General features: G+C 70.5%; 19 protein-coding genes and 1 pseudogene. 15 read left to right on the top strand and 5 right to left on the bottom strand.

Going from position 1 to position 16,638, the window contains the following annotated elements; genetic code table 11:
* The 6 genes and pseudogenes from FV233_RS12305 to FV233_RS12330 all read left to right on the top strand — a co-directional run.
* Positions 1-474, top strand: a pseudogene (locus tag FV233_RS12305) (cyclic nucleotide-binding domain-containing protein); the annotation flags it as partial.
* Positions 461-2,446 (top strand): family 2A encapsulin nanocompartment cargo protein cysteine desulfurase, encoded by a 1,986-nt coding sequence (locus FV233_RS12310; RefSeq protein ID WP_147897648.1) that lies wholly within the window; start codon positions 461-463, stop codon positions 2,444-2,446. The pseudogene FV233_RS12305 and the gene FV233_RS12310, both read left to right, overlap by 14 nt.
* 553 nt (positions 2,447-2,999) lie before the next feature.
* Positions 3,000-4,097 (top strand): LLM class flavin-dependent oxidoreductase, encoded by a 1,098-nt coding sequence (locus FV233_RS12315; protein ID WP_147897649.1) that lies wholly within the window; start codon positions 3,000-3,002, stop codon positions 4,095-4,097.
* The gene (locus FV233_RS12320; protein WP_147897650.1) at positions 4,097-5,047 is read left to right on the top strand and encodes an ABC transporter substrate-binding protein; all 951 of its coding nucleotides are present in this window, start codon (positions 4,097-4,099) and stop codon (positions 5,045-5,047) included. Before FV233_RS12315 ends, FV233_RS12320 begins: the two co-directional genes overlap by 1 nt.
* A 31-nt stretch (positions 5,048-5,078) precedes the next feature.
* Positions 5,079-5,627: a cupin domain-containing protein gene (locus FV233_RS12325; RefSeq protein WP_147897651.1), complete on the top strand. Its 549-nt coding sequence runs from the start codon at positions 5,079-5,081 to the stop codon at positions 5,625-5,627.
* A gap of 19 nt (positions 5,628-5,646) precedes the next feature.
* Positions 5,647-6,993: an LLM class flavin-dependent oxidoreductase gene (locus tag FV233_RS12330; protein WP_147897652.1), complete on the top strand. Its 1,347-nt coding sequence runs from the start codon at positions 5,647-5,649 to the stop codon at positions 6,991-6,993.
* Between the two features lie 154 nt (positions 6,994-7,147).
* Here the strand turns inward: FV233_RS12330 and FV233_RS12335 are convergent, their stop codons facing one another.
* A complete protein-coding gene (locus FV233_RS12335; protein ID WP_187278098.1) occupies positions 7,148-7,510 on the bottom strand; it encodes a DUF6481 family protein in 363 nt (120 codons plus the stop codon).
* Between the two features lie 181 nt (positions 7,511-7,691).
* Positions 7,692-7,901 carry a cold-shock protein gene (locus FV233_RS12340; protein ID WP_147856337.1) on the bottom strand — a complete coding sequence of 70 codons (210 nt, stop codon included), beginning with the start codon at positions 7,899-7,901 and terminating at the stop codon, positions 7,692-7,694.
* Between the two features lie 569 nt (positions 7,902-8,470).
* On the opposite strand from FV233_RS12340, the gene groES reads away from it, so the two are divergent.
* From groES to FV233_RS12365, 5 genes are all read left to right on the top strand, one after another.
* On the top strand, positions 8,471-8,758 hold the full coding sequence (gene groES / locus FV233_RS12345) for a co-chaperone GroES (RefSeq protein WP_007565402.1): 288 nt from the start codon (positions 8,471-8,473) through the stop codon (positions 8,756-8,758).
* Between the two features lie 90 nt (positions 8,759-8,848).
* Positions 8,849-10,483: a chaperonin GroEL gene (groL, locus tag FV233_RS12350; RefSeq protein WP_147897653.1), complete on the top strand. Its 1,635-nt coding sequence runs from the start codon at positions 8,849-8,851 to the stop codon at positions 10,481-10,483.
* A gap of 183 nt (positions 10,484-10,666) precedes the next feature.
* Complete coding sequence (locus FV233_RS12355; RefSeq protein ID WP_238261418.1) at positions 10,667-11,017, top strand: hypothetical protein; 351 nt, start codon at positions 10,667-10,669, stop codon at positions 11,015-11,017.
* A gap of 107 nt (positions 11,018-11,124) precedes the next feature.
* The gene (locus FV233_RS12360; RefSeq protein WP_147856339.1) at positions 11,125-11,367 is read left to right on the top strand and encodes a DUF6522 family protein; all 243 of its coding nucleotides are present in this window, start codon (positions 11,125-11,127) and stop codon (positions 11,365-11,367) included.
* A 123-nt stretch (positions 11,368-11,490) separates the two neighbouring features.
* Complete coding sequence (locus tag FV233_RS12365) at positions 11,491-11,859, top strand: hypothetical protein (protein WP_147856340.1); 369 nt, start codon at positions 11,491-11,493, stop codon at positions 11,857-11,859.
* Between the two features lie 118 nt (positions 11,860-11,977).
* Here the strand turns inward: FV233_RS12365 and FV233_RS12370 are convergent, their stop codons facing one another.
* Together FV233_RS12370 and FV233_RS12375 are read right to left on the bottom strand one after the other, a co-directional pair.
* A complete protein-coding gene (locus FV233_RS12370) occupies positions 11,978-12,505 on the bottom strand; it encodes a hypothetical protein (protein WP_147897654.1) in 528 nt (175 codons plus the stop codon).
* Between the two features lie 290 nt (positions 12,506-12,795).
* Positions 12,796-14,085, bottom strand: coding sequence for a TAXI family TRAP transporter solute-binding subunit (locus FV233_RS12375; RefSeq protein WP_147857383.1), 1,290 nt, complete (start codon positions 14,083-14,085; stop codon positions 12,796-12,798).
* 181 nt (positions 14,086-14,266) lie between these two features.
* Between FV233_RS12375 and FV233_RS12380 the strand changes: the two genes are divergently transcribed.
* A complete protein-coding gene (locus FV233_RS12380) occupies positions 14,267-14,551 on the top strand; it encodes a hypothetical protein (RefSeq protein WP_147897655.1) in 285 nt (94 codons plus the stop codon).
* Between the two features lie 233 nt (positions 14,552-14,784).
* Positions 14,785-15,099, top strand: coding sequence for a hypothetical protein (locus FV233_RS12385; protein WP_147897656.1), 315 nt, complete (start codon positions 14,785-14,787; stop codon positions 15,097-15,099).
* A gap of 156 nt (positions 15,100-15,255) precedes the next feature.
* Here FV233_RS12385 and FV233_RS12390 read toward each other — a convergent pair whose 3' ends face one another.
* Entirely contained in the window at positions 15,256-15,516 is a 261-nt protein-coding gene (locus tag FV233_RS12390; RefSeq protein WP_147897657.1) for a hypothetical protein, read from the bottom strand.
* Between the two features lie 181 nt (positions 15,517-15,697).
* Between FV233_RS12390 and FV233_RS12395 the strand changes: the two genes are divergently transcribed.
* Together FV233_RS12395 and FV233_RS12400 are read left to right on the top strand one after the other, a co-directional pair.
* Complete coding sequence (locus FV233_RS12395) at positions 15,698-16,012, top strand: hypothetical protein (protein WP_147857769.1); 315 nt, start codon at positions 15,698-15,700, stop codon at positions 16,010-16,012.
* Positions 16,013-16,319: 307 nt separating this feature from the next.
* On the top strand, positions 16,320-16,580 hold the full coding sequence (locus tag FV233_RS12400; RefSeq protein ID WP_147897658.1) for a hypothetical protein: 261 nt from the start codon (positions 16,320-16,322) through the stop codon (positions 16,578-16,580).
* The last annotated feature ends 58 nt before the right edge of the window (positions 16,581-16,638 follow it).

The raw sequence follows: 16,638 nt of genomic DNA on the forward strand, positions 1-16,638 counted from the left end.
GGCGGCCCGCCCACCCCGGACGATCTCGACGAGCTGCTGACCCTGGTCTGGAAGAAGCCGGCCTTCTTCGTCGCGCATCCGCGCGCCATCGCGGCCTTCGGCCGGGAGGCCACCCGCCGCGGCGTGCCGCCGGTCGTCGTCCACCTGTTCGGCGCGCCGTTCATCACCTGGCGCGGCGTCCCGCTGGTGCCGAGCGACAAGCTGCCGATCGACATCGATCCGGTCACCGGCGCCGAGACCACCTCGATCCTGCTGCTGCGCGTCGGCGAGGGCGAGCAGGGCGTGGTCGGCCTGCAGAAGTCGGGCGTGACCGGCGAGATCGAGCCCGGCCTGTCGGTGCGCTACATGGGCACCAACGACCACTCGATCGCCTCGCACCTGGTGACCCGCTACTTCTCGGCCGCCGTGCTGGTCGAGGACGCGATCGCCCGCCTCGATAACGTCCTCCTCGGCAACTACCATGACTATGCCTGAGGGACTGGCCTTCGGTCGACCGGAGGCGAGCCCGGCCGAGCTCGCCCACAGCGATCTGATCGGGCGCCTCGCCCGTGAGATCTACCAGCAGGGGCAGGCCGCGAGCCAGCCCCTCGCCCCGACGCTGCCCGCGGGACCCCAGATCCCGCAGGCCCTCGAAGGGCTGCCTCAGGGACCGGGCGGCGCCCCGGTGCCGAGCGCGGCCATGGGAATCCCCTTGGTGCAGACCGGGGGGCAACCCTCCGGTCTGCACCCGGATGCCTCGGCGCTGGCGGCCCGCTCGTTCGGCGGGCCCGCCCTCGGCGTGCCGGGCCTCAGCGGCCCGACCTTGCCGAACCTCGCCCCCGCGAGCCCGGCCTTCTTCGACACCGCCGCGATCCCGCCGGTCCATCCGGCGAGCCCGCGTCCGGTCCTGCCGGATTTCGGGCTCCCGAGCGCGCCGCTTGCGTTCCCGGGCGGTGCCGACCTGCACCGTCAGGTGGCAGGGGATCATCCCCGCGCCAATGCCTTCGCGCACGCGGTCGCGCCGCAGCTGGTGCCGGCCGACCCGTCCCGGCCGGGCGTCGATGTCGCTCAGGAAAGCTTCGCGCGGACCGGGCACCTGTCCCGGGCGCCCGAGGCTCCGGTGTCCGACTACTACTTCCTGAACGCCGGTCCCGGCCCGGCCCGCAAGGCGCCGGCGAGCCCCCGGGTCGAGCCCGCCCGCTATCCGGGTCCGGCGCCGCGGCTGACGGCGCAGGGATCGAGCCCGGCGGCGGCACCGTTCGACGTGGAGCATGTCCGCCGGGACTTCCCGGCCCTGCACCAGAGCGTCAACGGCCACCCGCTGGTCTGGCTCGACAACGCCGCCACCACCCACAAGCCGCAGGCCGTGATCGACGCGACCTCGGAATTCTACGGGCGGCACAACTCGAACATCCACCGGGCCGCCCACACCCTGGCGGCGCGCTCCACGGACCTGTTCGAGGGCGGCCGCGAGGCGGTGCGCCGCTTCCTCAACGCCCCATCGAAGGACGACATCGTCTTCCTGCGCGGCACCACGGAGGCGATCAACCTCGTCGCCGATTCCTTCGGGCGGGCCAATATCGGCCCGGGCGACGAGATCATCGTCTCGACGATCGAGCACCACGCCAACATCGTGCCGTGGCAGCTCCTGTCCCAGGCGACCGGGGCGACGCTGCGGGTGATCCCGGTCAACGACCGGGGCGAGATCATCTTCGAGCAATACGCGGCCCTGCTCTCGGGCCGCACGAAGATCGTCTCGGTGACCCATGTGGCCAACGCGCTGGGCACCGTGAACCCGCTGCGGGAGATCATCGCGCTGGCCCACGCCTACGGGGTGCCGGTGCTGGTCGATGCGGCGCAATCCTCGCCGCACATGCCGCTCGACGTGCAGTCGCTCGACGCCGACTTCCTGGTCTTCTCCGGCCACAAGGTGTTCGGGCCGACGGGGGTGGGGGCGCTCTACGGCAAGACGCACCTGCTCGCGGCGATGCCGCCCTGGCAGGGCGGCGGGCACATGATCGAGGACGTCACCTTCACCCGGACCGTCTACAAGGGTGCGCCGGAGAAGTTCGAGGCGGGGACGCCGGACATCGCCGGTGCCGTCGGCCTCGGTGCGGCGCTCGACTATCTGGAGCGGATCGGCCTGCCGGCGATCGCCGCCTACGAGCACGACCTGCTGGAGTATGCGCAGGGCGGTCTCGCCGAGGTGAAGGGTCTGCGCCTGATCGGCACGGCCCGCGAGAAGGCGAGCGTGATGTCCTTCGTGATCGAGGGGCAGGAGAACGAGGCGGTGGCCCACCATCTCGACGCGCACGGCATCGCGGTGCGTTCGGGCCATCACTGCGCCCTGCCGGCCCTGCGCCGGTTCGGGGTCGACCAATCGGTGCGGGCGTCGCTGGCCTTCTACAACACCAAGTCCGACGTCGACGTGTTCCTGAAGGCGCTGCACAGCCTGCCGCGGCACTGAGCCGGCCCGCAGGGGCGAGGTTCCAGAACGAAGACCGGCCGGACCCTGAAAGGTCCGGCCGGTCTTTTTGCGTGTCGGAATACGGGGCGAAACCCAGGGCGGTGTGCCGTACCCTCGCGATCCATCGCGGGATGGCCCCTCGCTCGAAAACAAAGATCGCCTCTGATCCGTGAGCCGACGGTCAGCTTCTTCTCGTCATCCCCCGGTCAAGGCGAAGTCTCGTCCTGCGGCAGCGCGATATTCGAAAAACGGTTTCGTTGACGCTGCGGAGTTCCGAGCGGACCATCGCGATCCTGCCGTCGGATCCCACCGCCGCGTACGTCTCGCTTTGCCATGACCGGATTCGTGAAGCCCGCCATCACCGAGAACGCGATCGCGGTGGTCCAGCGCGTCGGAGGCAACTGCGGAAACGCGACCCGGACGCGGGCGCACCCGCTGGAGCGGCACCAGCGCGCCGTCCCGTGCGCGCGCATCCGCTGGCCGACGCGGTGCGCATCGCCGCCGGCAAGGCCGCCCTCGGGATCTGACCCGTCCCTCGACAAGGAGTTTCATCATGAGCCTGCTGCCCCCGGAGGCCGTCGAGTTCATCGGCTTCGTCGCCCCCCGCCATACCTCCGAGATTCACCCGGCCGAGGGTCCGTCCATCGACCGGGACTACCTGAAGCTCCTGGCCCAGGCGCATGAATGGGGCGGGTTCGACCGGGTGCTGGTGGCGTTCCATGCGACGGCGCCGGACGCCCTGTTGCTCGCCGCCCAGGTCGCCGCCGTCACCGAGCGGCTGGGGCTGATGATCGCCCACCGCACCGGCTTCACGGCGCCGACCGTGGCGGCCCGGCAATTCGCGACGCTGGACCAGCTCACCGGCGGCCGGGTCGCGATCCACGTGATCAGCGGCGGCGACGACCGGGAACTCGCCCAGGACGGCGACCACCTCACCAAGGACGAACGCTACGCCCGCACCCAGGAATTCCTGGACATCGCCCGCCAGAGCTGGACCGCCACCGCGCCGTTCGACTACGCGGGCACGTTCTACCGGGTCGAGCGCGGCTTCTCCGAGGTGAAGCCGGTCGATGCCATCCCGGTCTATTTCGGCGGGGCCTCGCCGGCGGCTCTGGCGGTGGCCGGCCGCCACGCCGACACCTACGCCCTGTGGGGCGAAACCCAGGCCCAGGTCCGGGAGCTGATCGGGCGCGTCCGAGACGCCGCCGCGCCGCATGGGCGCAAGCCCCGCTTCAGCCTGTCGGTCCGGCCGATCCTGGCCGAGACCGAGGCGCGGGCCTGGGCCCGGGCGGAGGATATCTTGGCCCGGACCCGCGCCGCCCGGGCGGCCAGGGGCCTCGGCGCGGCCGCCGCGCCGCAGAACGAGGGCTCGCGCCGGTTGCTGGCGGCGGCCGCCGCCGGCTCGCGCCTCGACAAGCGGCTGTTCACCGCCATCGCGGCCGAGACCGGGGCGGCGGGCAATTCCACGGCCCTGGTGGGGACGCCCGAGCAGGTGGCCGAGGCGCTGCTCGATTATCACGACCTCGGGGTGCGCACCTTCCTGATCCGCGGCTTCGATCCGCTGGAGGACGCGATCCAGTACGGCCGGGACCTGCTGCCGGCCTTCAAGGCGGCGCTTGCGGCCCGCGGCCGCGCCGCCGAGGCCGCCTGATGCGCGCCGCGTTTTTCTTGGTTCTCGCCCTGCTGGCCGTCGGGCCGGCCCGGGCGGAAGACGTGCTGCGGATGGGCGACCAGCGCGGCAACGCCCGCGCCCTGATGGAGGCGGCCGGCTTCCTCGACGGCCTGCCCTACCGGCTGGAATGGAGCGAGTTCCCGGCCGCCGCACCCCTACTGGAGGCGCTCAATGCCGGAGCGATCGATGCCGGCGGGGTCGGCGACGCGCCCTTCACCTTCGCGGCCGCCGCCGGGGCGCCGGTGAAGGCGTTCATGGCGTTCCGCAACCGGCAGGACGGGCTGGCGATCCTGGTGACGCCGGATTCGCCGATCCGCAGCGTGGCGGATCTCAAGGGCAAGCGCATCGCCACCAACCGCGGCTCGATCGGCCACCAGGTCGTGCTGGCGGCCCTGGAGGAGGCGGGGCTGCCGTTCGACGGCGTCGTATTCAGCTTCCTGCCGCCGGCGGACGCCAAGATCGCCCTCGCGTCCGGATCCGTGGATGCCTGGGCGACCTGGGAGCCCTACACCTCGACCGCCGAACTCGCCGGCCTGGCGCGGGTGGTCCGGGACGGCAACGGCATAACCCCGGGCCTGACCTTCACGGTGGCGCGCGACAGCGCCCTGGCGGCCAAGCGGCCGCTACTGGCCGATTTCGCCGCGCGCCTCGCGAAGGCCCGGGCCTGGGCGCTCAAGGACCCGGCGCCCTACGCGGCGGTCTGGTCGAAGCTGATCGGGCTGCCGGAGGCGGTGCCTTTGCGCTGGTTCAGCCGGGCTGGCTACCGGACCGGGCCGATCGATGCCGACGTGATCGCCGACGAGCAGCGCACCATCGACCTCTACGTCCGCGCCGGCCTGATCCCGAAGGCCCGCGCCCCGCAGGCGGCGGCGATCTTCGACACGGGGTTTTCCCAAGCTCTGTCCGAAGCCCCGGCGGCGGTGCAATGATGGGCACGCCCCCGGATCAGAGGTCCTGACAATGCACGACAGCGGCGACGGCCATACCCACGATCATCACGCCCATGATCATCTCGCCCACGATCACGGGGCCGGGGAGGGGGCACCCGAGGCGGCGCGCTGGAAGCATGACGGCGTGCGGGTGATCCCGGGCGACCAACTCGACAGCAACACCGCGCAGACCCCCGGCATGTTCCGGCAGGCGGCGGTCAACGCCGCCCGGGTCGGCGCCCAGAAGATCTGGGCCGGCACGGTGGCGATCCAGCCCGACGCCAAGACCGGCGTTCACCATCACGGCGCCCTGGAGAGCGTGATCTACGTGGTCTCCGGCCGCGCCCGGATGCGCTGGGGCGAGCGGCTCGAATATGTGGCCGAGGCCGGGCCGGGGGATTTCATCTTCGTGCCGCCTTTCGTGCCGCACCAGGAGATCAACGCCTCCACGGACGAGCCCCTGCACTGCGTGCTGGTGCGCTCGGACAACGAGGCCGTGGTGGTCAACATCCCGGATGTCGAGCCGGTGGAGCGGCCCGAATCCGTCCACTGGGTCGATCCGATCCACAAGCACCCGTGAATCCCTGCGGAGCGCAACCATGAGTCGAGACCGCCAGCTGCATCTCGGCGCGTTCATGCGCCCGGTGGGGATCCACACGGCCTGGTGGCGCTATCCCGGCGGCTACCCGGACGCGAACTTCAACTTCGAGCACCTGACGCAGTTCGCCCGGCGGCTGGAGGCCGCGAAGTTCGACGCCTTCTTCATGGCCGACCATCTGGCGGTGATGAACATGCCGATGGCGGCCCTGCGCCGCTCGGCCACCGTGACCTCGTTCGATCCGCTGACGCTGCTGCCGGCGCTCGCCGCGCTCACGTCGCGGATCGGGCTGATCGCCACGGCATCGACCACCTACAACGAGCCCTACCATGTGGCCCGGAAGTTCGCCTCCCTCGACCACATCTCGAAGGGCCGGGCCGGCTGGAACCTCGTCACCTCGGGCAACCCGGACGAGGCGCTGAATTTCGGCCGCGACGCGCATCTCGACCACGCGGTGCGCTACGCCCGGGCGCGCGAGTTCTACGCCGTGGTCACCGGCCTGTGGGATTCCTGGGCCGACGACGCTTTCCTGATGGATCCGGAGAGCGGCCTGTTCTTCGATCCCGACAAGCTGCACGTCCTCGACCACGCGGGCGAGTTCCTGAAGGTGAAGGGCCCGCTCAACATCGCCCGGCCGGTGCAGGGCTGGCCGGTGATCGTCCAGGCCGGCGCCTCGGAGGCGGGACGGCAGATCGCGGCCGAGACCGCCGAGATGGTGTTCGGCGCGAGTTCCACCCTGGAGGCCGCGCAGGCCTACTACGCCGACGTGAAGGGCCGGATGCCGGCGCTCGGGCGCGATCCCGACCACCTGAAGATCCTGCCCGGCGCCCTGGTGATCCTGGGCGAGACCGAGGCCGAGGCGCAGGCGAAGCGGGCGCGCCTCGACGATCTGGTCCATCCCGACAGCGGGCTCGCCAACCTGTCGGTGCGGCTCGGGGTCGACGCCTCCGGCTTCGATCTCGACGCGCCCCTGCCCGAGATCCCCGAGACCAACGCCAGCAAGACCAGCCAGGCTCAGATCCTCGGCGAGGCCCGCCGGACCGGCGCCACGGTGCGCGACCTCGCCCGCAGGGTCGGCGCCTATGCCGGGCTCCATTTCGTCGGGACGCCGGCGCAGGTTGCGGACCGGATGGAGGAATGGCTGGAGAGCCGCGGCTGCGACGGCTTCAACGTCATGTTCCCGTTCGTGCCCGAAGGGCTCGACGACGTGGTCGACCGGCTCGTGCCGGAACTGCAAAGGCGCGGCCTGTTCCGGCGCGACTATGCCGGCACGACCCTGCGCGACCATCTCGGCCTGCCGCGCCCGCCGAACCGGTTTTTTGCGTCGGACGAGACGGGCGGCGCGTGACCGAACAGGATGTGCCGTTTCTCGGAAGGATCGAGATCTGCGCGGCTGCCCAGGACGCCACTCCCGTCATTTCGGAGCGCCGCAGACGATTCCGGAATGACGGGGTGATCAAGGTGGAAAGCTTGGACGAACGGCTTTCGAAAAGAGCGCCGTGTTACCGCTTCACCTTGGCCTTGCGGGCGGCGAAGCGGGCGTCGCGGGTCGCCTTCTGCTCGGCGGCGAGGGCGGCTTGGCGCTCGACCTTCTCGGCGGCCTGACGGACGATCTCGGCCGCCGCGCGCTCCTGTTCGGCGAGGGCTTCGGCGGCACGGACCGCGTCGGCGGCGGCGCGGGCGGCCTCCCGCTCGCTCACCCGCACCTCGCGGGCCTCGACGACGGCCTGGCGCTCGGCCTGCCGGGCGAGGACGGCCGGATCGTCGGCCGGGGGGCGTGCCCGGAACTGGGCCAGCCGCTCTTCCTTGGCCTTCGCGCCGGCCTCGAGACGATCGGACAGCTGCGTTTCTTTGAATTGACCCACGGATACTCCTCGCGCGCTTCGCAGCGCCGGTGGCGAGAGCATCATCCCGAAAGGGTTTCGGAGACCGATGATGCCCGATCAAGAGCCCGAAACGGCATCGCGGATGCCGGTCCAGAAACAGAAGAAGCCGCTCCACACAGGGAACGGCTTCGAAACGCGTCCTCAGGGTGAGGCGCTCGGTTCAGGCGGCCTGGAGGCTGCCGGCGGACTGCTTGCCGCTGCGACGGTCGGTTTCCAGCTCGAAGGAGAGCTTCTGGCCCTCGATCAGGTTGCGCATGCCGGCGCGCTCGACAGCCGAGATGTGCACGAACACGTCCTTGCCGCCGTCGTCAGGCTGGATGAAGCCGAAGCCCTTGGTCTCGTTGAACCACTTAACGGTGCCGATGGTCATAAATATTCCAACTGCTTTAGAGCATGATGCGATCGACCAGCATTCCGGCCGATCAAAATCATCATACGGTAACAAAGATCCAGGGTTTGCTGCCGATGCGCTGCACGGGCAGCGAACGCTGGACGATCGAATGGGTCGAGCGCACGCCGTGCATGCGCTCATCCGCGAGTCGTCGAAAATGGGAGAGATGCAGAGCGCTCGCCCTGTTGTGGCGAGACGGCCGAATATCTGGCCTCAAATCGATATGCGTTCTCTAGCGCATTGCCGGGATAATCACAATCCCGAAAGAGGCTGCCGAGAAAAACGGTCCGGCGTGCCCGTGAAATCGCGGGTTCTTGCGATGTTGTTTTGGTGCACGACCTTCAATATTCAGGCCGCCCGTCCGGATCCGGGCCGCTCCGGCGGGTCGCGATCGGGCCCGTCGGCTTCGAAGAGCGTTAGCACTCTCGCCGATTGAGTGCTAAGAGGTCCCGACCCGGCGCGGATGATTCGGTCCGCTGCCGCCTTTCCCGTACGGGCTCCGTCATGCCGACGCGAGACCCGGAGGCGGGACGACCAGGATGCCACACATGAAGTTTCGCCCGCTGCACGACCGCGTGGTGCTACGCCGCATCGAGGGCGAGGAGAAGACCAAGGGCGGGATCATCATCCCCGACACCGTCAAGGAGAAGCCCCAGGAGGGCGAGGTCGTCGCCGTCGGACCCGGTGCCCGGGACGAGGCCGGCAAGATCAATCCCCTGGAGGTGAAGCCCGGTGATCGCGTGCTGTTCGGCAAGTGGTCCGGCACCGAGGTCAAGATCGACGGCCAGGACCTTCTGATCATGAAGGAATCCGACATCATGGGCGTCGTCGCCTAAGGGCGTCCGCCCAGCCCAAAGCTCCTCAAGCCCTTCGAGGCGCCCGCTCCGGCGCGCCTCGGGGCCGAACGACAACAGAAGAGATCGTCCATGTCAGCCAAAGACGTCCGTTTTTCCGTCGATGCCCGCGAGAAGATGCTGCGCGGCGTCGAGCTGCTCGCCAGCGCCGTGAAGGTGACGCTGGGTCCCAAGGGCCGCAACGTCGTGATCGAGAAGAGCTTCGGCGCCCCGCGCATCACCAAGGACGGCGTCACCGTCGCCAAGGAGATCGAGCTCGCCGACAAGTTCGAGAACATGGGCGCCCAGATGGTGCGCGAAGTGGCCTCGAAGTCGAGCGACATCGCGGGTGACGGCACCACCACCGCCACCGTGCTGGCCGCCTCCATCGTCCGCGAAGGCGTGAAGTACGTCGCCGCCGGCATGAACCCGATGGACCTCAAGCGCGGCATCGACCTCGCGGTCGCCGCGGTCGTGAAGGACATCAGCGAGCGCTCCCGCAAGGTCGCCTCCTCGGAGGAGATCGCCCAGGTCGGCACGATCTCCGCCAACGGCGACAAGGAGATCGGCGAGATGATCGCCCACGCCATGCAGAAGGTGGGCAACGAGGGCGTGATCACGGTCGAGGAGGCCAAGACGGCCGAGACCGAGCTCGACGTCGTCGAGGGCATGCAGTTCGACCGCGGTTACCTGTCCCCGTACTTCATCACGAACGCGGAGAAGATGATCGCCGAACTCGAGGATCCCTACATCCTGATCCACGAGAAGAAGCTGTCGTCGCTGCAGGCGATGCTTCCGGTGCTCGAGGCCGTGGTCCAGACCGGCAAGCCGCTGCTGATCATCGCCGAGGACATCGAGGGCGAGGCGCTGGCCACCCTCGTGGTGAACAAGCTGCGCGGCGGCCTGAAGGTCGCGGCCGTGAAGGCGCCGGGCTTCGGCGATCGCCGCAAGGCGATGCTCGAGGACATCGCGATCCTGACCAAGGGCCAGATGATCGCCGAGGACCTCGGCATCAAGCTCGAGAACGTGACGCTCGACATGCTCGGCCGGGCCAAGCGGGTGCGGATCGACAAGGAGAACACCACGATCATCGACGGGTCCGGCGAGAAGTCGGACATCGAGGCCCGCATCTCGCAGATCAAGGCGCAGGTCGAGGAGACCACCTCGGACTACGACCGGGAGAAGCTGCAGGAGCGCCTGGCCAAGCTCGCGGGCGGCGTCGCGGTGATCCGCGTCGGCGGCTCGACCGAGGTCGAGGTCAAGGAGAAGAAGGACCGCGTCGACGACGCCCTCCACGCCACCCGCGCGGCCGTCGAGGAAGGCATCGTCCCGGGCGGCGGCACCGCGCTGCTGCGCGCCAAGAAGGCCGCCCAGGGTCTGACCAGCGACAACCCCGACGTCTTGGCCGGCATCAAGATCGTGCTGAAGGCGCTCGAGGCCCCGATCCGTCAGATCGCCCAGAACTCGGGCGTGGAAGGCTCGATCGTGGTCGGCAACATCCTGGCCAACGCCTCGGAGACCTACGGCTTCAACGCGCAGACCGAGGAGTATGTCGACATGCTCCAGGCCGGCATCGTCGATCCGTCCAAGGTCGTCCGGGCGGCGCTCCAGGGCGCGGCTTCCGTCGCCGGCCTGCTGGTCACCACCGAGGCGATGATCTCCGAGCTGCCGCGCAAGGAAGCCCCGGCCATGCCGGGCGGCGGCGGCATGGGCGGCATGGACTTCTAAGCCGGCTCCAGACCTAAACACCACGATCCGGCGCGGGCGCTTTTCGCGGTCGCGCCGGATCCTCACTTGCAAGCCGGCCCGGGGCATCGATCCGGGCCTGCGCCGTCCCGCAACCGCGACCCCCTCCGCACCGCACCAAGCGGGCCGATGCGGGTTGACCCTGGTGCCGGTCGGGAGATTCTGATGCGCCTGCTCATCCATCGGGACGGGATCGTCCTGACGCTCGCCCCGCGCGCCGCCCTCCTGGCGCTGGTGACGACGGTCCTGGTGGCGCCCGCCCCGGCCCGTGCCTGGGGCATTCCCGGGTGCACCAACCTCCCCGAATACAATCGCGCCCTCGGCGCGCTCCAGGGCATGACCAGTGCCTGCGACATGAGCGTCGCGCATGCGCGCGAAGTCATCGCGGAGCATGACGGCGTCCCGGTGATGGTACCGCAGGCAGCGCCGCCGCCCCGGGTCCGGGTCCGGCGCCATCCGGCCCGATCTCACCACAGGACACCGCGCAAGCGGCGCGGCACGGCGCACGCCTTCTGATCCGCACCGTCGTTGTCCGGAGGAGCCAGCGCCCCGCTAAAGTTAGACGGTGGCGTCGATGCCGGCCGGCTCCGTTAGGGCACCCGTAGGGATAAAGGATTCGCGCCGTGCGGCTCGATCTCGGTCACAAAGGCGATTGGATCGTCGATCCCCGCGAGCTGGCGTCGCGCCTGGGCGTCACCATGGCCGTCCTCAAGCAGCAGGAACGCCTCGGCCAGGTCGAGGCTCGCATCAAGCCCGGCTCGGGCGCGGAGGCGGATCAGACCCGCGTGACGGTCCGCCTGCTCGACAAGGGCTGGCGGGGCATCTTCGATGAAAGCGGGGCGCTCATCGCCGAGGAGCGATGGTGACGGGCCGCCCGGAGCGGTTCGCGGCCGGGCAAAAGGTCATCGCGGCCAAGAAAGCCGCGGCGCCGGGACAATGCGTGGTACAGACCTGAAGAGATTCCGCCGCTGCTCTCGTCGAGGACCGACATGAACGCCTTCAGATGGCTTATGGCCAAGGTTATCGGCTTCCTGTTCTCGCAGACGATCGACCACAAGAACCGCAAAGCTGCTGCCGACAAGGAGGGCGGGACCTACGATGCCGCGCCGGCTTATCAGTCATCCGGGTTCGAAAGTGATTATCATGCGGCGACCAACCTGCTGAAGCAGCGGATGGACAAGAACTTTCCGGATAATTTTCACGCCCGGCTCGGGTCGCAGGCCAACAGCATGTACGATTACGGTGAGGACCGTGCGGAGGCCGTCGACACGGCCTCGACCGCGATCGCGATGGCGCTCCGGAACGGCGCGACCGTCAGCCAGGCCGCGGAGGCGGGCGCGGCCAGCGTCGGCATCTGAGGGGGGACGGACGGCTGCTCGGCCCCGCAGCCGTCTGCAAAAAGGGTCGCAACCGGGGAGAGAAGCCGCACGGCCCATCGAGCTCCGCGGCGTTACCGCGGGGCGGCCTCGGATCCGATCACCAGAGATTGCGCGGCAACCGCCGCTTCCAGCGCTCGCCGGCCTTGAGGGTGTCGCCCTGCCGGGAAAGCCGGACCGGGCGCGTCGGCATCGCGGCCGGCTGGCTCACGACCGCGACCGGCGCCGGGGCGAGAACCGGCCGCGCCACCGTGACCACGGGCGTCTGCGCACGCTTGGACGGCACCTTCGAAGCCGGCTTCGAAACGGCCTTGGCCCGGCGCACCCGCGGCAGGCGCTCGACCGACGGGGCGTCGTCCGCCTCGTCGGCGTCGGGCTCGCTCGCCGTCGCGAACATCGGAACGAGGCTCGGCAGCACCCGCCGGGCCGGGGTCTCGGGCGGCGCCGGCTCGACAGGGGCGGCGGGCGCGAACGCGGCCTCGGCCGGCTTGTCGGCGGTGTCCGGCGGAATGTCCCACCACAGATCGGGATTGTCGCGGTGTCGCGCCGTCGTATCGACCAGCGCGACGCGGGAGGTGCGGGTATGCTTGACTTCGACCGTGAACGGCCGCGCGCTCCGGCGCTTCATGTGTGCGGAATTCCTGAGACTAACGTGCCCGGCGGCGCAAAATGTGCCGGCAACGTTCAAGCATCATACGGGACTGAACCACGCGTTGTCGAGCGCGGAGATCAACAATCCTGTTCGTGCAGCATAGGCTTTTGGGATGACCTCAAGTGCCGCGGCTCCATAGCACAGTCGAAGTACTGCCTTCCGCGCTTCATGGTTGTGGCAGCGGTGCCGATATGGGTCCGTCGGGTTCGTGCGTCGCCACCTCCGGACCGGCCGCCGTGCCGGCCTCGAATCCGGGCCGTTGAAGGCTACGACGTCTGCCGCGCCGCGCGCCTGCGTCTCTGGACGGCCTCGCGGACATGCGTGACCAGCAGGGCGACGAGGCGCATCTCGACGCTCTCCGTCCGCCCGTGCGCCTCCGACCGGATCGCATCGGCTGCGAGCGCGTCGGCCTCCCGCTCCAGCCGTTCGAGGTCGGCGGGCTCGGCGCCCGACACGGACAGCCAGATCTCCAGGAGGCGCATGACCCGGGTCGGCGGCCGCCGCGGCCGGAAGCGGCGATACAGGCCGATGCCCGCCGCGCTCAGCGAGGCTGCCGCGCTGATCATCAGCCCGAGCCAGTAGGCCCCATTCTGCGCCTGATCCGCCAGGCTCGGCTGGTTGCCGGTCAGGTAGGCGGCGGCACCCGGATGGATGGGGAGCGCCTGGACCTTGTCGTCGGTGTCGGGCGCCTCGATGCCGGCCAGGTCGTCGTCGAGCGCCACCAGCCGCGGCTTGCCGGTCAGCACCTCGCGGGTGATCTCGCCGGCGAGCCAATCGGGCATCGCGCCCCTGGCGACGAGCCGGTGGCTGACCGACAGGGTGGTGATGTCGTCGCCCGGCGCCGGCAGGGAACCCAGGAAGGCGCCCTTGGGCACGTCGATCGTGTCGAGCACGGGATGTTCCTTGGCGATCGCCGCCGCCTCGTCGACCTCGAACAGCTTCACCGCCCCGGAGCCTTTGCGGAGCGCCGTGAACAGCGGCAGCCATAGTGCGCTTCCGACCGGCGCCACGACGAACAGCGAACCGATCTGCCGGGTGCGGGCGGCCTCGGTCAGCTGGTCCACGCTCAGGATCCGGCGATGGACGCTTCCCGGAGGCACGCCGAAATGGGTCAGGATCAGGTCGAGCAGCCGCGGATCGAGCTTGCGTCCGTCGAGGAGCCCGACCGTGCTGCCCTTGAGCTTGGCCACGCTGTCGACGGCGCTGCCGCCGGGCGCGATGAACACGACCGCGTCGCGGCGCAGGATGACCAGGGTCTGTCCGTCCTTCGGGGCGGCATCGCTGCGCACCAGGGCGAGCTGGGTCTTGCCCCTGTCGAGGGCCTCCGCTGCCCCGAGGCGATCCGGCTCGTAGATCGTCCGGATGCGGACCCGCGGATGCCGGGTTTCGAAGAGCTGCGTCAGCGCCTGTGCCGCCTCTCGATCCTCCGTGCTGGTCTTCGCGACGGCGATGTCGAGGGCGAGCAGGCCGAGCAGCAGATGGACCAGCACCGCGACGATCGCGGCGCCGGCGATGACGCCCAGGGCGATGAGTGTCGTCTTGGAACGCCCGATCATCCGTGCCGCGCTGTCTGCCGAGCCGACAGCATAACGTGAGGACGCGGCTCAAGGTCCGGGCGAACGCTCGCCGACCGCCGGCAACCTTTCCGGATCGGAAGGATCCGTGAACCGGAGGGCGGCTCGCGAACTTCTCCCTGCGCCGGGGCGATCCGTTGGTGCCGCGGCAGGAGGAATCTCGATGCGCATCCCCTATCTCGCGGCGCTGGCCGGTGCCGGCCTCGCCATCCTGAGTCTACCGGCCGCGGCCGTCCCGGCAGGCCCCGGGGCCGGATTGGCCGCGCCGTCCGCCCTGCTCACCCAGGTTCGGATGCGCCACCACCACAGGCGCCGGGGCAGCATGGCGCGGACGCAGCGGAAGTACCCGGGTGCGAGCTTCGTGCGGAACACCACCCGCGGCGCGCCGGCCGGCAGCAGCGGCGGCAACGGCACCACCGGCAGCTACGCCGCCCCGAGCGGGAAGTAGCCTCCGGCGCCGGGCGAGGCCGCCTGCCGCGAGGGGGTTCGCCCCGCTCGCGGCAGGCTTCTTCGTGGCCGCTCCGGCTCCGGCGGATGCGCCGGTTCGTGATCCCGGACCGCCCGATGCCGGATGGCGCGGCCGGCGGGCCTATCGGCGGGAAACCCTGGCTCCCATCGTACGTTTTGGCACGACGGCCCCGTGCGACGCGCACGTCAGGCCGAGATGCCCAGGAGACCATGATGCGTCATGCCATCTTCGCTGTCCTTGCGCTGACTGCCACAACACCGTCCCTCGCCCAGACCAGTACCGCTCCCGCCCCGATCACGCAGCCCGGGCCGCCCCGGCCGGTGGCGCCCGGCACGCCGCCGGGAACCGTCGTCGTCCCGGACGCGGCCAAGAACGGCGGCCCGGGCAGCACGGCCGTCATCGCGCCGGCGGGGACGGGGGCGGCGACCATAACGACCGACACGGCGGCGGGCGGCAATGCCAGCCAGCCCGAGCGCGGCGTTCCCCAGACCGGCGGCGGCGGCGGCGGCGACAATGGCGGCGGCTGATTGATCGCCGCCTGATGCGCGCCGGGCGCGGTCCTGCGGATGGAACGCACGCCGCGGCCGCGAGACCGCCGGTTCGCCGGTTCGCCGGTGGCTCCAGGTCCTGGATCCAACCCTCTCGCCTGCGCCGGACCGGTATCCCCTCCGGCGGCGCGCGCCCTAGCCGCCACCCCCTCCGCCGCCGCCCGTTCCGGGGCCGCCGAGATTGCCGTCCTTGTTCGGGGTGTTCCAGTGGATGATGCCGTCGTCCGGGGCGCGCAGCGTCGTGGTCGGCGGTCGCGGATAGAAGAAGGGCTGCGCCTGGATCCCTTCGCGGCGATGGGCCCTGTCGGCTCGAACGCCCCGGGCGAATGCGGGGGTGCTGCCGAAGACCGCGAGCGCGACCACGAGCCACCGCACCGACGGGCGTTCTAGGATCATCGCGCACTGGACGCCGCGCGCCGTCCGGCCGGTTCGCCGACGAGCCGGGTTTGTCGCGTGGGAGCGGGGCGCATCCGCAGGAAGGCCGTTGCAGGTCACTCCGTCAGGAACGGTCCGAGAGCCCATCGGGTTGCCACTAAGCCGGGGCCGCGCATCAGCGGCCTCGGCAAGGAGAGAATCCGTGTTCAAGATACCGACGCTGACGGGTGGCCTGTTCGCAGCCAGCCTGTTTCTCGCGCCCCTCCCGGCCGCCGCGGCCCAGATCGGTCTCGGGGCCGTCGCCGAGGCTGCCCCGGCCGTGGAGCGGGTTCAGTACGGCTACGGCGGACCCCGCTTCGGACCCGGTTTCGGCGGCCACCGCCATGGCTACGGCGGCCCGGGCTTCCGGGGGCGGGGTTACGGCTACGGCCGCGGATACGGTCGCGGGTACGGTCGTGGCTATGGCCGGCCGCACGGCTATGGCGGTCCGCGCGGCTATGGGCGTGGCGGCTTCTGACCGCTTCCGATCCGAATCCTGATCCTCATGAGCCCGCCCGGCCCCCTGTCGTGGCGGGCTCGTCGTGCGTGCACGGTCCCGGCCCGGGACGATCGATCCCGAGGCACGCGCACGGCCTGCTAACCGCGGCTCGTCACCGTGCATCACGAGCCGCGTCGCGTATCGGCTCGACCGCTGGTGAGATCGGACGCTCCCCCGCCCCGTGAGCAGATCGGGGCGGGGCCGAGCGGCCGATCCGCCCGGCGCACACGCCCTCGTCATGGCCGTGGTCTTGAAACGGCCGAATCCCGGTTGCCCGAGTTCCAGCATGCGCCTGATCCTCGCCGCCCTCCTCGTTTGCTCCGCCACGGCGGCCTGCGCCGGGGAGCCGCTCATGGACGGTCCGGTCACGGGCGGCGGCTTCGGGATGAGCGGCGCGGACTATTACGGCGACATCCGCAGCCGGATGCCGTTCACGCAGGAGGCCTCGCCCCGGCCGATCGGCGTCGCCGAGGTCGAGCGTGCGCGGGCGGTGCGCAAGCGCGCCGAAGCGCGATACCCGGCGCGGCGGCGCTCGCCCCACGGCTGAGCCGGCGCCGTCGGCCATTCCCGCCCGGCCCGGCGCCGCGGCGGATTGTCTTGCAGGT

This window comes from Methylobacterium sp. WL7 (genome assembly GCF_008040085.1).
Classification (GTDB): Bacteria; Pseudomonadota; Alphaproteobacteria; order Rhizobiales; family Beijerinckiaceae; genus Methylobacterium; species Methylobacterium mesophilicum.

What these genes read in the sequence shown, in the direction of transcription:
- FV233_RS12380 (WP_147897655.1), top strand. Translation starts at nt 14,267, where the DNA reads ATGCGCATCCCCTATCTCGCGGCGCTGGCCGGTGCCGGCCTCGCCATC.
- FV233_RS12330 (WP_147897652.1), top strand. Translation starts at nt 5,647, where the DNA reads ATGAGTCGAGACCGCCAGCTGCATCTCGGCGCGTTCATGCGCCCGGTG.
- FV233_RS12370 (WP_147897654.1), bottom strand. Translation starts at nt 12,505, where the DNA reads ATGAAGCGCCGGAGCGCGCGGCCGTTCACGGTCGAAGTCAAGCATACC.
- FV233_RS12340 (WP_147856337.1), bottom strand. Translation starts at nt 7,901, where the DNA reads ATGACCATCGGCACCGTTAAGTGGTTCAACGAGACCAAGGGCTTCGGC.
- FV233_RS12400 (WP_147897658.1), top strand. Translation starts at nt 16,320, where the DNA reads ATGCGCCTGATCCTCGCCGCCCTCCTCGTTTGCTCCGCCACGGCGGCC.
- FV233_RS12355 (WP_238261418.1), top strand. Translation starts at nt 10,667, where the DNA reads ATGCGCCTGCTCATCCATCGGGACGGGATCGTCCTGACGCTCGCCCCG.
- FV233_RS12375 (WP_147857383.1), bottom strand. Translation starts at nt 14,085, where the DNA reads ATGATCGGGCGTTCCAAGACGACACTCATCGCCCTGGGCGTCATCGCC.
- groL (WP_147897653.1), top strand. Translation starts at nt 8,849, where the DNA reads ATGTCAGCCAAAGACGTCCGTTTTTCCGTCGATGCCCGCGAGAAGATG.
- FV233_RS12310 (WP_147897648.1), top strand. Translation starts at nt 461, where the DNA reads ATGACTATGCCTGAGGGACTGGCCTTCGGTCGACCGGAGGCGAGCCCG.
- FV233_RS12325 (WP_147897651.1), top strand. Translation starts at nt 5,079, where the DNA reads ATGCACGACAGCGGCGACGGCCATACCCACGATCATCACGCCCATGAT.
- FV233_RS12365 (WP_147856340.1), top strand. Translation starts at nt 11,491, where the DNA reads ATGAACGCCTTCAGATGGCTTATGGCCAAGGTTATCGGCTTCCTGTTC.
- FV233_RS12315 (WP_147897649.1), top strand. Translation starts at nt 3,000, where the DNA reads ATGAGCCTGCTGCCCCCGGAGGCCGTCGAGTTCATCGGCTTCGTCGCC.
- FV233_RS12390 (WP_147897657.1), bottom strand. Translation starts at nt 15,516, where the DNA reads ATGATCCTAGAACGCCCGTCGGTGCGGTGGCTCGTGGTCGCGCTCGCG.
- FV233_RS12320 (WP_147897650.1), top strand. Translation starts at nt 4,097, where the DNA reads ATGCGCGCCGCGTTTTTCTTGGTTCTCGCCCTGCTGGCCGTCGGGCCG.
- groES (WP_007565402.1), top strand. Translation starts at nt 8,471, where the DNA reads ATGAAGTTTCGCCCGCTGCACGACCGCGTGGTGCTACGCCGCATCGAG.
- FV233_RS12385 (WP_147897656.1), top strand. Translation starts at nt 14,785, where the DNA reads ATGCGTCATGCCATCTTCGCTGTCCTTGCGCTGACTGCCACAACACCG.